This is a genomic window from Nitrospira sp. NS4, assembly GCF_049546785.1.
GTDB lineage: Bacteria > Nitrospirota > Nitrospiria > Nitrospirales > Nitrospiraceae > Nitrospira_D.
In genome coordinates this window covers 331576-345900 of record NZ_JBMWAN010000003.1, presented here as the reverse complement: position 1 = coordinate 345900, position 14325 = coordinate 331576, and the positions used below count along the sequence as shown (strand labels likewise).

The following is a 14325-nucleotide window of genomic DNA, read 5'->3' as shown; positions in this document are numbered from 1 at the left end:
CGCTACGCTTCCAGACGCCTGAAAATCAGGCAGGCATTGACGCCCCCGAATCCGAACGAATTGGAGAGCGCAACCTTGATGGGAACCGCCCGCGCCTTGTTGGGAACATAGTCGAGATCGCAGGCCGGATCAGGATTCTCGAGGTTGATCGTCGGAGGAAGTATCCCGTGGTGGAGCGCGAGAATGCTGAACACAGCCTCAATGCCTCCGGCGGCGCCGAGCAAATGGCCCGTCATCGACTTGGTCGAACTCACGGGAATCTTATAGGCCTGCTCGCCGAACACCTGCTTGATTGCCCGCGTCTCGATCGCATCAGCCATGGTTGACGTGCCATGGGCATTGATGTAGCCGATCTGATCTTTCGCAATACCGGCGTCCTTCAACGCCAGTTCCATGCAGCGAACGGCGCCTTCCCCTTCTTCCGGCGGTGCCGTAATGTGATAGGCGTCGCTGTTCATGCCATAGCCGATGAGCTCGGCATAAATCCGCGCACCGCGGAGGCGCGCATGCTCGAGTTCTTCCAGCACGACCACGCCGGCGCCTTCGCCGAGCACGAAGCCATCCCGATCCTTATCGAACGGCCGACTGGCCCTCGTCGGTTCGTCATTTCTGAACGACAGGGCTTTTGCCGCAGCGAACCCGGCCACTCCCAACGGCGTGATCGCCGCTTCGGCGCCGCCCGCCACCATGACATCGGCGTCTCCCCGCTGGATCAATCGGAACGCATCACCGATGCAGTGGTTGCCGGTCGCGCAGGCCGTGACAGCACAGGAGTTCGGTCCTTTGGCGCCGATACGAATCGCCACCTGGCCGGAGGCCAGATTGATGATCGTCATCGGAATAAAAAATGGCGACACGCGACCCGGCCCTTTCTCCTTGAGCACGTCATGATAGTGCTCGATCGAGCCAAGGCCGCCGATGCCCGATCCGATGTATACCCCCACCTTGGTCGCCTCTTCCGGAGCGACCTTCAGCGCGGCATCATCCACCGCCAATTGGGCCGCACCCACGGCATAATGGATGAACGTGTCCATCTTCTTGATTTCTTTTTTCTCGATGAACCGCCCGGGATCGAAATCTCGCACCTCGCCCGCAATCTGGGCATCATAGCCGGTGGGATCGAACTTAGTAATCCGCCCGATCCCGGATTGCCCGGCACAAAGTGCGGTCCAGGTTTTCTCCACACCGGTGCCAAGAGGCGTGATCAGCCCCAAACCGGTCACGACGATGCGACGTGTCGTTCGATCAGCCATAGAAAATGCGCCTGCTTAGGCCTTCTCTTTAATGTAGTCCAGCGCCTTCCCGACCGTGAGGATCTTTTCCGCATCTTCGTCGGGAATCTCGATTTCGAATTCTTCTTCGAGCGCCATCACCAGCTCGACGGTATCGAGCGAATCGGCGCCAAGGTCTTCCACAAAGGACGCTTCGGGAGTCACTTCATCTTCCTCAACACCGAGCTGCTCGGCGATGATCTTCTTCACACGCTCATCAACAGTTGCCATCGATCTGCCTACCTCCTTCCCCAATGTGACTGACCCTGCACTACAGCATGGGGATATGCTGCAGCCCAACCTCTCGAAGCCCGCTTGTCATCTATACCATTAACATGCCGCCATTCACATGCAAAACATGGCCGGTAATATACGCAGCCTCCTCCGAGACAAGAAACCGCACCGCTGCCGCAATATCAGCCGGTGTCCCGAGCCGTCCCAACGGAATCTGCTTCTGCAAGGTCTCTTTGACATCCGCCGGCAACCCGTGCGTCATCGCCGTATCGATGAACCCCGGCGCGACGGCATTCACCGTGACGTTGCGGCTGGCATATTCCCGGCCGACGGTCTTGGTAAACCCGATCACCGCCGCCTTCGAGGCCGAATAATTCGCCTGACCGGCATTGCCCATGACGCCCACGATCGAGGCAATGTTGACGATGCGACCATACCGCTGCTTGGTCATCGGCTGCAAGACGGCCTTCGTGCAATTGAAGGTGCCGTTCAGATTCACCTGCATCACCAGGTTCCAATCCTCTTCCTTCATCCGCAGCAGCAGCCCGTCGCGCGTGATGCCGGCATTGTTGACCAGGATGTCGACCTTCCCCCACGCCTTCATCACCTGCTCAACCATCGCCTTGGTATCGTTGGCATCGGCGACGTTGACCTTCACGTTCAGCGCCTTCCGACCCGCTGCCTCGATGGCCTTCACCGTATCCTCGGAGCGGCTGGGATCGAGATCCGCCACCACGATATCCGCGCCCGCTTGCGCCAACGCTTCCGCAATGGCCCGTCCGATACCCTGGGCAGCCCCGGTGACAATCGCGACTCGTCCTTGCAATGACATACCGAGTTCCTTGTTTAACGTGAGACTTCAGGCTGAATGCGTCGCGCTCAGCGCCTGCAGCGTGGCATCCAGCGACTTCGGATCATTGACGTTCAGTAATTTGGCCTCGGGCACAATGCGCTTGATCAATCCTGTCAACACCGTGCCAGGCCCGACTTCGACAAACGTGGTCACACCCATCTTCGCCATCGCATGGACCGAATCCTCCCAGAGAACGGAAGAGGGCAGTTGGCGAACCAAGGAGGGTGGAATATCTGCGGCCCGGCTGATCGCCTTCGCGTCGGCGTTGTTGATGAGCGGCATCTTGAGATCGGACCATTGCACCGCCGCAAGATCCTTCGCGAGGCGATCCGCCGCCGTTTGCATCAGTGGCGTGTGAACCGGGACACTGACCGGCAAGGGAATCGCCTTCTTGCAACCCTTTCCCTTTGCCAATTCAATCGCCCGTTCCACTGCGGCTTTTTCTCCTGCAATCACCACCTGCCCAGGGGAATTGAAATTGGCGGCAGCGACCACACCGACCGAAGACGCCTCACAGCATACCTCGCGCACCACATCCGGCGTCAACCCGAGCAGCGCCGCCACTTGGCCGGTTCCCGGCGCCACGGCCTCAGACATATACCGACCGCGCTTCTGCACCAACCCAACCGCATCTTGAAACGAGAGCCCCCCCGCCGCGACCAGGGCAGAATACTCTCCCAGGCTGTGACCGGCTACCGCGATCGGGTTGAGCCCCGCCGAGTCCAATGTTTTCAACGCGGCAATACTGCTCACAAGCAGCGCCGGCTGGGTATTCTCCGTGAGATTCAACCGCTCTGCCGGGCCTTCGAAACAGAGCGCGGCGCTATCGTAGCCCAGGACGGAAGAGGCTTCGGCGTATACCTCTTTTAGGATCGGATGGGCCTCGCAGAGCGCTTTCCCCATGCCGACCGACTGTGAACCCTGCCCTGGAAAAACCAACCCGATTCCTGAATTCATAGGGAGCTAGATATCTTAGAAATGGCGTGGAATGTCAACGGGAAAAGTTGCTGAAAATGGACCGTAGCCGGTGCTTCCCCCTACCACCTGATTAATGCCGAGGCCCAGGTCAGACCGGCACCGAATGCTCCCAGCATCACCAGTGAGCCGTCCTTCACCCGTCCGGCACGGACCGCTTCATCGAGTGCAATCGGAATCGACGCGGCGGACGTATTGCCGTACCGATCGAGATTCAACATGATTTTCTCTTTGGGAAGACCCAGCCGGTCGGACACGGCATTCAAAATACGCATGTTGGCTTGATGGGGGACATACAAATCCAGCGCATCGATCGTGAGCTGATTAGCAGCCAACGTTTCGCGGGCGATTTCCTCGAGCGATCGGACGGCCACTTTGAACGTCTCATTCCCCTTCATCTTGATATACTGCAGACGCTCGCCCACGACTTTTTCCGACGCCGGCTGTCTCGATCCGCCGGCAGGCACCGCGATCAAGTCACAGAGCGCCCCGTCCGAACGCAGATGGGTGGAAAGAATCCCCCGCTCGCCATCGCTTGCGCTGATGACCGCTGCCCCGGCACCGTCACCGAACAACACACAGGTATTGCGATCCGTCCAATCGGTAATCGCCGACATCACTTCCGACCCGATGACCAGCACATGCTTCATACCGGTGCGCACATAGGCATCGGCCACCGACAGCGCATAGACAAAGCCACAACAGGCGGCCGCCAAATCACAGGCAGCCGCTTTAGTCGCCCCCAATTGGTATTGCACCAGGCAAGCCGTAGCAGGAAGGGGGTAATCCCCCGTACAGGTGGCGACAAGAATCATATCGAGATCAGCCGGCGCCACGCCGGCTGCGGCCAGTGCGCGCTTGCCGGCTTGGACCGCTAGGTCGGAACAGGCTTCACCGGTCGCGGCGATGTGGCGCTCGCGAATCCCGGTCCGTTCGCGGATCCACTCGTCGGACGTGGCAACCAAACCCTCAAGGTCCGCGTTGGTCATAATCCGAGCGGGAGCATAGGAACCGGTGCCGGTGATACGCGCCCTCATGACGGTGACTCCACGGGGGGGGTACCGCTGAGGCTGTCTTCAATATCGCGCTGGATCAACTCGTGGACACGCCCTTCGGCCATGCCTTTGGCGCGCTTGATGGCGTTCTTGATGGCTTTGGCCGACGACCGGCCATGACAGATGATCGTGATACCATTGACCCCGAGCAACGGAGCCCCGCCGAACTCGGCGTAGTCGATCCTGCGCTTTAAATTGAGCAGCGGTGTCGCAATGAGCGGATAGGCCAACCGACCCAGCCACGAGCTGGAAATTTCCTTGAGCAGGAGTTTCTTGATGGTATCGGCCACGCCTTCTGAAATTTTCAATGCGACATTGCCGATAAAGCCGTCGCACACGACGACATCCGCCGTGCCGCTATAGACGTCGCGTCCTTCGACGTTCCCGATGAAGTTCAACGCGCTGGCCTTTAGCAGCTTGAACGCTTCCTTGGTGACTTCGTTGCCTTTGCTGTCTTCCTCACCGATGCTCAGGAGACCGACGCGGGGATTGGGTTTGCGAAAGAGATGCTTGCCGTACTCATTCCCCATCAAGCCGAACTGTTCGAGGTGCTTCGCCGTGCAATCGACGTTGGCCCCCACATCCAGCATGATGGCTTCCCCGGTGAGCGTCGGCAGACTGGTGGCAATCGCCGGACGTTCGACGCCCTTGGTCAGGCCCAGCACAAAAAATGACGCGACCATGCTTGCGCCGGTATTGCCGGGACTCACGATGGCGCTGGCCTCGCCGCTCTTCACGAGCTCAGTTGCGATCCAGATCGACGAGTCGCGTTTCTTCCTGGCGACCGTCGCTGGCGATTCATGCATTTCGACGACTTGAGGCGCATGACGAATGGTCAGGCGGGCATCCGCTAATCCGAGGCGGGCGCACTCCTGCTTGAGCGTCACCTCGTCGCCGACGAGCACGACATCGACGTCAAGCTCTTTCGCGGCCTGGAGGGCGCCTTCGATACAGGGCGCGGGACCGTGGTCCCCCCCCATCGCATCAAGCGCGATCTTCATGCGGGATAATGTGCTCAAAATTGGAATAGCTGGCTGAACACGCGTGACACCCGTAATGGTCAGAACTGCGCCGAAAGCTTAACGCAGACGGACGAGGCGCACAACAGGACGGGTGACTAGGGCGCGAGACACGAGCGGTCTCGCGGCCCTTCCTCGTCGATCCGGGTTACGACTCTTCGACCTGAATGACGGCTTTGCCCTTGTAGGTCCCGCAGTTCAAACAGGTGTAATGCGGCAACTTCAGCTCGTGACACTGTGGACACACGGACATGCCCGGGGGCGTCATGCGCAGCTTCTGGGTGCGTCGCTTGTCGCGTCTGGCCCGTGAATGTTTATGTTTCGGATTAGGCATGGCAACTCCTTCCCACGTTCAACACGCCGGAGCCTTCGGCTCGGCGTCACTTCGGTTCAGTTTTCAAGCCCCGCAGCACATGAAACGGATTACTCGCCGGCTCCACCGGACACCGACAGAGCCCTTCGTTCAAATCTTTTCCGCAATGGGCACACAGCCCCGCGCAGTCATCCTTGCACAAGGGGTGCATAGGCGCCGAGAGAATGACTTGCTCGCGCAACATCGGAGCCAGATCAAGATGATCGCCTTGATAGTGATAAATCTCGTCGGCCGTCTCCTCAGCCTCCGCCTCAACCGGCTCAGGCTGTTTCTTTCGCGCATCAACGCGCTTCGCCGCAGGAGGCCCCGCCTTGGGCTTGGCCTTGGGTTCAGGCTCGAATACCACGCGCAGCGAAAACGCGACCGGTTCCTCGAAATCCTTCAGGCATCGCACACACTCCCGTACGGCGGTGCCTTCGACCACCCCGGTCAGGCAGACGGTATTCTCCACCTTCGTGAGGTCCAAACCGACGGCCAGCGGCCCGCTCAGAATCGTATCTTCGCGAGTCAATCCGATCTCGTCCCCGGTGACGTCGCCTGTCAGCGACAACCCTTCGGGCGTAATGTCTGCAAGATTTGGTGTGAGCAGATCCATCGTGATTCCAGGCGATGCGCCATCCTCCCACGCCTTCATGCCGCAGGGCTCCGTCACGCGCTCTATCTCTCCTCAGCAAAGCTGATGATCGCAATATGCCGGGCCCGCTTGATCGCCACGGTCAGTTCACGCTGATGGCCCATACAGTTTCCTGAAATCCGGCGCGGGACAATACGGCCCCGTTCCGTCAGAAAATTCCGCAGCAAACCGGCATCCTTGAAATCGATCGGCGCCTTGTCCAGACAAAACCGGCAAGGCCGCCGACGCTGGAACAACCGCCCGCCTCCGCCACCGTTGTCGCGCCGGTCACCGCCACCCATACTCCCGCTTCGTTCCATCACTGCCTCCTCATTCGTCCCGATTATGCCTGTTCGTCGAACTCATAGCTGGGATCATCGTGGACCGGCGCCTCGCCGCCTCCAGCCCCGCCGCCATCCTGCCGCTTGGGCATGAACGTCACGCTCTGCGCGACCACTTCGTGCTTGCTGCGCTTTTGGCCGTCTTCCGTTTCCCAACGGCGCTGTTGCAAGCGGCCCTCGATGATCGCCCCGTTGCCTTTACTTAAATACTGCCCGCAGTGCTCGGCCTGCTTGCCGAACACCACGATATCGACAAAACACACTTCCTCCTTGAGATCCTCACCCTGCTTGAACCGGCGGCTCACCGCCAGGCCGAAGCTCGCAACCGGCGTCCCGTTCGGCGTGTACCGCAACTCGGGATTCCGGGTGAGATTCCCCATGAGAATGACTTTATTAAATCCGGCCACCGTCAGACTCCTGAGCCGTGGGCTCCAGCGGACGTCTCTCTACCAGTTCCTTTTCATGATGGATCGTGAGGAACTTGATGATGTTGTCTTCCAACCGGTAGGCCCGCTCCAATTCTCCGACAGTGTTGTTCGGCGCCTTGAAGTAGAAGTAGGCGTAGGTGCCCTTCCGCTCACGCCGCACCTCATAGGCGAGCTTCTTCTTACCCCAATTTTCGGCCTTGATGAATTGCGCGCCGGTCTTATCGGCAACGCCCTTCATCTTCTCGATGAGCGCCTTGGTCTCCTCGTCGGAGACGGACGGACGAATAATGAACAGAGACTCGTAGAGCTCCATGCAGCGATCCTCCTGGACAAAGGCCCCCGAACCTGTCGGGAGCAAGGTGTAGGGCGCCTATTTGGCGCGATGAACGGGTGACGGTACCATAGCGTTGAAGAACCTGTCAAATGAATGGCTTACGACACCCAAAGCTGGAGATCCCATCCAGCGGAATTAGGGCAGACTGTGTGCACAGCACCTGCCTTATTCATATTGCTCGGAGTAAACTGATGACTCGTGACGGCACTAGACGCTGGGTGATGAGATTTTGCCCGCAATCGACAACCCGAGGATGCCCCGAAAGTCACAACCTCACTATCGCGCATCCGCATCCGTCGGTTTCTCCCGGACGTTGAACTGGTTCATGGCAACCGCCGCACCTCGATGGGCCAGGCATTCCAACGCATCCACGGCACGCTCGATACAGGGTGTCAGGACCTCAATTTCATCATTCGAGAATACTTCCAGCACATAGTCGGCAGAATCCTGCCTTGGAGCAGGCCGACCGATTCCAATCTTGACCCTGACAAAATCAGGTGTCCCCAAGGCCTCGATGACCGACTTAATCCCATTGTGGCCGCCGTGGCCGCCGCCTTGCTTAATCCGCAGGCGTCCTAGCTCTAAATCAAGATCATCGTGAACAAGGATGAGGTCTTCTGGGGTGAGCTTGAATTCGCGTAGCAGGCCCTTGATCGGCGGGCCTGTCAGATTCATCCAGTCGAGGGTACCGGCAAGCTCTAGTCGAACCGCGCCAAGCCGTCCGGACCCTCGAAGGGCGATGCCGCGCCTGGTGAGTGAAATGCCCCATCGAGCCGCGGCCCTCTCGATGACTCCTATCCCGACATTGTGGCGTGTTCCAGCGTAGGCCGTACCAGGATTGCCCAGCCCGACGATGAGCCGCACCGTGACTACTTCTTCGCGTCCTTCTTTTCAGCCTTCGGGGCTTCCTTGCCGGCTTCCTTCTTCTCCCCGCCCTTGGCTTCTCCCGCAGCCGCTCCAGCTCCGGCTTTCCCGGCCTCCGCCCCTTCAGCCGCTTCCTTCCCCTTGGCTGCAACTTCCGTCTCGGCCGGCCCGCCCGCGCCCGCCGTCAAGAGAGCTTCCAGCTTGGCATCGGAAATCGGCGCCGCCACGCTGACAATCATCTGGTCGGCATCATCCAGGAACCGCACTCCCTCACGCTTGGCGAGGTCTTTCAAGTAGATACCCTGGCCGACGGCCAAGGAAGACGCATCGACTTCGATCTGATCCGGCAAGACCGCCGGCAAACATTCGACGTGCAGCTCACGCACATTGTGATGCAAGACACCGCCTTCCTTCACACCGGCTGGCACCGCACCCACCACATGCACCGGCACCTTGACTCGAATCGGCTTGTCCATCGAAATTTCAAACAGGTCCGCATGCAGGATGCTGCCCGTGATGGGATCGACCTGGTAATCACGCAGCAATGCGTTGCGATTCGGCTTTGTCTTGGCTCCATTTACCGTCAATGCAAGCAGCGCCGATCCGCCGGCATGAGATTTAAGAATCTTGACCAATTCGTCAGGATTGACGGTCAACAACACGCACTCTCCCTGACCATACAACACCGCGGGCACTTGACCACTACGGCGCAGTTGGCGCGCGGCACCCTTCCCGGCCTGTTCACGAACGGTGACTGCTAATTCGAATTTCATGATGCTCCTCCGTCTCCCCTGCGGTCGATCCGGCTCCCTTACAGGGGGAGCCTAGGCAAATAATGAGCTGACTGATTCGTCTTCGTGAATACGCCGAATGGCCTCGCCCAAAAGCGGTGCCACGGACAGCTGATGCAACTTCGGACACGTCTGCTCTTTCCCACGTAGCGGAATCGTATTGGTCACGACAACCTGGGAGAGGCAGGACTTCTGAAGGCGTTCTAAGGCCGGGCCTGACAACACGGCATGCGTGCATGCGGTCCAGACTTCCCGGGCACCCTTATCGGCGCAGGCCTGAGCGCCCTGCACAATGGTCCCTGCCGTATCGATCATGTCATCAAGCAGCAACACGCTCTTCCCCTGCACATCGCCGATGATGTTCATGATTTGCGCTTGGTTCGGCCCCTCACGTCGCTTGTCGATGATCGCCAAATTGGCTTGAAGGCGCTTGGCGAACGCTCTGGCCCGCTCTACGCCGCCGGCATCAGGCGAGACCACCACGAGATCGCTGAGCTTCTTCTTGGTAATGTAGTCCAGTAAGACGGGCAAGGCATACAAGTGATCCACCGGCACATTGAAAAACCCTTGAATCTGGCCGGCATGGAGGTCCATTGTCAGCACCCGATCAGTCCCCGCTGTGCTGATCAAATCTGCGATCAGCTTGGCTGAAATCGGCACGCGAGGCTGATCTTTGCGATCCTGGCGCGCATAGCCGAAATATGGGATCACGGCGGTGATTCGATAGGCCGATGAACGCTTCAACGCATCGATGAGGATCAGCAATTCGAGCAACGAATCGTTGACCGGCTGACATGTCGACTGCACGACAAACACATCCGCGCCCCGGACGTTTTCGTCGATCTTGACACGAATTTCCCCGTCACTGAACGAGGAGACAGTCGCGGCTCCTAACTTCTGCCCAAGATACTGGCAAATCTCGTTGGCAAGCGCAGGATTAGCGTTGCCAGAGAATATTTTCAGTTCTCTGTTCATCCACCGGCTCTCAACTCACTCAGATTTACCTGCAAGCCCATGATAACGGGCACGAATCGCATTAACGGCGGGCGTCGGCAGGACCGCCACCGTCCTGCCACCTCGTTCGCTACTTGCTGCTGAGGAAGCCAACCAAGGGTGGGAATTTATCGGAAAGCGCTGCTCCTTGTCAACCAAACTGCCCAGAAAACCAACGGACGGTTCAGCGCTGCGCCACGGGACCAGTGCAGGCCCGCACTGCGAAGGCTTTGAACTCCGTTCGATCCTGAAAGCAAGAGGCAGCCTTTTGGGCCCCGGCTTCATCGCGAAACACGCCAAACACTGTAGCTCCGCTTCCGGACAGCAGTGCGATATCTGCCCCTTCGGCAAGCAATTCCTCTTTGATCTCCCGCAAGGCAGGATAGGCGCTAAAAACAGGGGATTCGAAATCATTGCCGGCCAGTTCCACCACCTCACTCCATGCAATTTGAGAACTGGCCTCCAACCGTCGAAGCCGTTCCGACAACGGTTCAAGCTCCTTCCTGGTCATCGAAAGCTGCTGATAGGCCCATTTCGTTTCAACCGGGAACCCCGGATTAACCAGCACGAGCCACCGGCCGCCGGTGAGTTGAATGGGCCTCACCTTCTCACCTCGCCCGGCGACGATCGCAGCGGGCGCATACAGGAAAAATGGCACGTCACTTCCCAGCGCTTGCCCGACCTCCGCCATCCTCGCGGACGACCAGCCAAGCTGAAGTACCTGATTCAGTCCGATGATGGTTGCGGCGGCATCGCTGCTCCCTCCCCCCAACCCGGCTCCCATCGGAATGCGCTTGGTCAAGTGAATCTCGAGCCCGACGGATTTCCCGGATTGCTCCAGCACCGCCGCAGCCGCACGATAAACCAGGTTGGATGGATCCGTGCGGAGCGAAGAATCATCACATCCGAGCTGGATTTCCGAACGATGAAGCGCCACACGGATCGACACTTCATCTTCCAGCCCCACGGTCTGCATAATGGACCAGAGATTGTGATACCCGTCAGGACGACGATCAAGAACACGAAGGATAAGATTGACCTTGGCGGGGGCAAAAATGGTGATCACGGGCAGATCTCGACCTACTGATTCCGCAGCACGCTTAGTCACGCCCTCCTTTTATAGCATACTTCTCAAGCCGGTAGCGGAACGAACGTGCATTGAGCCGGAGCAACCGGGCGGCCTTCTTCTTGACCCACTTCGAGCGCTCAAGCGCTTTGAGCAACAAATCCCTTTCAATCCCGTTCATCATCCCTTCCAGGTCAAGCCCGTCTTCCGGCAGTTCGGTCGGCACACCCTGCGACTGCGGGGACACGGACCGATGGAGCCACTCGCGGACATTCAGCTCAGTGACTGGAGTCCCCGTTGAAAAGGCCACCACCCGCTCGATTAGGTTCTCCAATTCCCGAACGTTGCCCCGCCACTCATGTGCCAGAAGCGCATGCATTGCCTCCGGGGTAAGAGTGGGTGTGGGCTTTCCGCTCTCCTTTGAAAACCGATCGAGGAAATGATTGACCAACAGGGGAATGTCGCCTGATCGAAGTCGAAGCGGCGGGAGGCGGATAGGGATCACATCCAGTCGATAATAGAGATCTTCCCGGAACGACCCGTCGGCCACGGCTTTTTCAAGATCTTTGTTTGTCGCGGCGACAATCCGCACATCCACTTTCACATCCTGACTCCCGCCGACCCGGCGAAACTCACGCTCCTGAATCACCCGCAAGAGCTTCACCTGAATCGTCGGGGTCGTATCGCCGATCTCATCGAGAAAAATCGTTCCACCGTCCGCCACTTCGAACAACCCGGCTTTATTTGAAATGGCGCCGGTGAAGGACCCTTTCATATGGCCGAAGAGCTCGCTTTCCAACAACGTCTCCGGCACGGCACTGCAATTGACTGCAACGAAAGACCTGGCGCTTCGCGCGCTATTGTAGTGAATGGCCCGCGCCACCAATTCTTTTCCGGTTCCGCTTTCTCCGCAAATCAAGACATTACTTTTCGAGTCTGCCACTTTCCTGACGATATCGAACACTTTCTGCATGGCTTCGCTTTGGCCGACCAGCCGAGCGAACGACGACTGACTCGCCATCTCCCGTTTCAGCAGAATGTTTTCAGTCGTCAGCCGGCGCTTCTCGAGCGCGTTGCGGATGATCAGCTGTACTTCATCGACCTGAAACGGTTTCGTCAAATAGTCGTAGGCACCCTGCTTCATCGCTTCAACTGCGGAATCGGCCGTTGCAAAGGCGGTGATAATCAACACCACCGTTTCCGGCGAAGCCGACTTGACCGCCTTGAGCACCTCCATCCCGTCGACTTTAGGCATCCGTAGATCGGTAATGACAAGATCGAAAATTTCTTTCTGGAGCTGCTCGATCGCCTCCTCACCGTCGGACACGCTGGTCACGGCATACCCGGCCCGCTTGAGCATGATGCTCAAGACCTCTCGCAAACTCTGCTCGTCATCGACGACTAAGATCTTTTCCACGGTTCCCTACCTTCGTGCCGGAGCCTCGCACCGACTTCCGCCGAGTGCGGCAGGCACACGACGAATCGAGAGCCTTCCCGCTCCCGGCTTTCCACCTTGATCCATCCACCATGCAGATCGACGATCCGATGAACCGCCGCCAACCCCAACCCCGACCCGTGCTTCTTGGTTGTAAAGAAGGGGAGAAAAATCTTGTCGAGATTGGCTTTGGGAATGCCTTCCCCGGTATCCTGAAAGGAGATTTCGACGACATCTCCCTTCCGGCCGTCGACATCGATCGGCCGGCACCCGGTGGCGATCGTCAGTTGCCCGCCTTTGGGCATCGCATCAAATGCATTCGTCGCCAAATTCCAGAACACCTGCTTCAGTTGGTCCTGATCCACCTGCCGGTCCAACGAGTGTGCCGCCAGAACCGTGACGATCTTGATATGTTTTCTGGCCCGGGCTTCATGCTGCGCCAGATCCAAGGTCTCAGCAAGGACTTTGTTCAAATCATGCTCAACCAAATTCAGAGCGGGCGGACGGGCATATTGGAGAAAAGCGGTGATGATCGTGTCCAGCCTGGTGGCCTCCCGAACGGCTATGTCCATCAGCCGTTGACTCGTTTCATCCCCCTGGAGGTCCTTGCGCAACATCTGCATCGCCCCGGCCAGAGCGCCCAACGGATTACGGATTTCGTGCGCCATCCCGGCGGACATCTCGCCCAGGCTGGCCAGCCACTCTTTCCGTCGCATTTCCTCTTCGAGGTCCCGTATTTGCGTCAGATCCTTGAAGACGCCGACCAATCCCGTGGCTTGCCCCTGCTCGTGAAGCGGCGAGAGCGTCATCCCGAGGATCAGACGATTGCCGTCAGCCCGTTTACTTTCGACCTCGAACCGCCGGTGCGCATCCACCTCGCCCGACTCATCCGCCGGCCGATCGGGATGCCAATTGAACACTTCCTCCCAGCGACGCCCCCGGACCTGTTCAAGCGTGTAGCCCGTCGCTTCATGCGCCGCTGGATTAAATGACGTAATGCACCCGCCTGCATCGGTGGTGAACACGCCGCTGCTGATGCTGTACACGATATTCTCATGAAAGGCCTGTAACCGGCTGAGTCCCTGCTCCTTTTCTCGCAAGGAATGATCGGCCTGTTGGAGTTGATCCACCAGCGCGCCGCTCAGCAAGCCCACCACGAGAAAGGCTAGCCCGTAAACGCCGAATGTCTGAAGCGTTTCCGGAGCGCTGAGGCGCGTCCGTGGCAGCCACCCCCACACTTCGGCAAAGCCATAGAGTTGAACATTGGTCAGGACGCCAAAAAGGATGACGCAAAGGCTGGCCGTCAAAAGCCCGACACGACGACGGGGCACCAGGCTCGCGAGAGTTATGGAAATGACATAGAGAACGGCAAACGGACTCTCCACCCCTCCCGTTCTCGCAACGAGCAGGGTTTCAAGCAGAAAATCGATTCCGATTTGCACCCAGGCAAATCGGACAAGGGCCTCGGAGCCCGTGATGGTTCTAACCGCGACGGCATAGGGAATTGTTATCGCGTAAGTGAAAATGATGAGCGCATAGAAGGTTTCCACCCGCTCACCATTCGTGACCTGGAAAGTAAGCGACAGGCCCAGGAGCAGGGTCACCACGAGCACCCGTAGCCCGATAAGCCACTGGATCCTTGCTCTCACGTCACCCATTCGCACTCCGACATAGGGCCAA

General features: G+C 58.6%; 17 protein-coding genes. All 17 read right to left on the bottom strand.

The window, feature by feature from the left end; genetic code table 11:
- Window positions 1-2 precede the first annotated feature (2 nt).
- The 17 genes from fabF to ACO9S2_RS10300 all read right to left on the bottom strand — a co-directional run bounded on the left by fabF (window position 3) and on the right by ACO9S2_RS10300 (window position 14303).
- Entirely contained in the window at window positions 3-1253 is a 1251-nt protein-coding gene (fabF, locus tag ACO9S2_RS10380) for a beta-ketoacyl-ACP synthase II (protein WP_423721942.1), read from the bottom strand.
- 15 nt (window positions 1254-1268) lie between these two features.
- Window positions 1269-1502: an acyl carrier protein gene (gene acpP / locus ACO9S2_RS10375; RefSeq protein WP_423721941.1), complete on the bottom strand. Its 234-nt coding sequence runs from the start codon at window positions 1500-1502 to the stop codon at window positions 1269-1271.
- Between the two features lie 91 nt (window positions 1503-1593).
- Window positions 1594-2337 (bottom strand): 3-oxoacyl-[acyl-carrier-protein] reductase, encoded by a 744-nt coding sequence (gene fabG / locus ACO9S2_RS10370; RefSeq protein ID WP_423721940.1) that lies wholly within the window; start codon window positions 2335-2337, stop codon window positions 1594-1596.
- Window positions 2338-2364: 27 nt separating this feature from the next.
- Window positions 2365-3315, bottom strand: coding sequence for an ACP S-malonyltransferase (fabD, locus tag ACO9S2_RS10365; protein WP_423721939.1), 951 nt, complete (start codon window positions 3313-3315; stop codon window positions 2365-2367).
- 80 nt (window positions 3316-3395) lie between these two features.
- A complete protein-coding gene (locus tag ACO9S2_RS10360; RefSeq protein ID WP_423721938.1) occupies window positions 3396-4370 on the bottom strand; it encodes a beta-ketoacyl-ACP synthase III in 975 nt (324 codons plus the stop codon).
- Window positions 4367-5389, bottom strand: coding sequence for a phosphate acyltransferase PlsX (gene plsX / locus ACO9S2_RS10355; RefSeq protein WP_423721937.1), 1023 nt, complete (start codon window positions 5387-5389; stop codon window positions 4367-4369). The genes ACO9S2_RS10360 and plsX overlap by 4 nt, the downstream gene beginning before the upstream one ends.
- Window positions 5390-5555: 166 nt before the next feature.
- Window positions 5556-5741 carry a 50S ribosomal protein L32 gene (gene rpmF, locus ACO9S2_RS10350; protein WP_053378488.1) on the bottom strand — a complete coding sequence of 62 codons (186 nt, stop codon included), beginning with the start codon at window positions 5739-5741 and terminating at the stop codon, window positions 5556-5558.
- Window positions 5742-5787: 46 nt separating this feature from the next.
- Window positions 5788-6414 (bottom strand): YceD family protein, encoded by a 627-nt coding sequence (locus ACO9S2_RS10345; RefSeq protein WP_423721936.1) that lies wholly within the window; start codon window positions 6412-6414, stop codon window positions 5788-5790.
- Window positions 6415-6437: 23 nt separating this feature from the next.
- The gene (gene rpsR, locus ACO9S2_RS10340; protein ID WP_423721935.1) at window positions 6438-6713 is read right to left on the bottom strand and encodes a 30S ribosomal protein S18; all 276 of its coding nucleotides are present in this window, start codon (window positions 6711-6713) and stop codon (window positions 6438-6440) included.
- A 23-nt stretch (window positions 6714-6736) separates the two neighbouring features.
- A complete protein-coding gene (locus tag ACO9S2_RS10335) occupies window positions 6737-7141 on the bottom strand; it encodes a single-stranded DNA-binding protein (RefSeq protein ID WP_423721934.1) in 405 nt (134 codons plus the stop codon).
- Window positions 7128-7475 (bottom strand): 30S ribosomal protein S6, encoded by a 348-nt coding sequence (gene rpsF, locus ACO9S2_RS10330; RefSeq protein ID WP_423721933.1) that lies wholly within the window; start codon window positions 7473-7475, stop codon window positions 7128-7130. Before rpsF ends, ACO9S2_RS10335 begins: the two co-directional genes overlap by 14 nt.
- A gap of 297 nt (window positions 7476-7772) precedes the next feature.
- Entirely contained in the window at window positions 7773-8360 is a 588-nt protein-coding gene (pth, locus tag ACO9S2_RS10325) for an aminoacyl-tRNA hydrolase (RefSeq protein ID WP_423721932.1), read from the bottom strand.
- A gap of 5 nt (window positions 8361-8365) precedes the next feature.
- Window positions 8366-9133, bottom strand: a complete 768-nt coding sequence (locus tag ACO9S2_RS10320; protein ID WP_423721931.1) for a 50S ribosomal protein L25 — start codon at window positions 9131-9133, stop codon at window positions 8366-8368.
- Window positions 9134-9184: 51 nt separating this feature from the next.
- Window positions 9185-10126, bottom strand: coding sequence for a ribose-phosphate diphosphokinase (locus ACO9S2_RS10315; RefSeq protein ID WP_423721930.1), 942 nt, complete (start codon window positions 10124-10126; stop codon window positions 9185-9187).
- Between the two features lie 202 nt (window positions 10127-10328).
- Window positions 10329-11252: a 4-(cytidine 5'-diphospho)-2-C-methyl-D-erythritol kinase gene (gene ispE, locus ACO9S2_RS10310; protein WP_423721929.1), complete on the bottom strand. Its 924-nt coding sequence runs from the start codon at window positions 11250-11252 to the stop codon at window positions 10329-10331.
- Window positions 11245-12627: a sigma-54-dependent transcriptional regulator gene (locus ACO9S2_RS10305; RefSeq protein ID WP_423721928.1), complete on the bottom strand. Its 1383-nt coding sequence runs from the start codon at window positions 12625-12627 to the stop codon at window positions 11245-11247. Before ACO9S2_RS10305 ends, ispE begins: the two co-directional genes overlap by 8 nt.
- Window positions 12612-14303 carry a two-component system sensor histidine kinase NtrB gene (locus ACO9S2_RS10300; RefSeq protein ID WP_423721927.1) on the bottom strand — a complete coding sequence of 564 codons (1692 nt, stop codon included), beginning with the start codon at window positions 14301-14303 and terminating at the stop codon, window positions 12612-12614. The genes ACO9S2_RS10305 and ACO9S2_RS10300 overlap by 16 nt, the downstream gene beginning before the upstream one ends.
- Window positions 14304-14325: the final 22 nt, after the last annotated feature.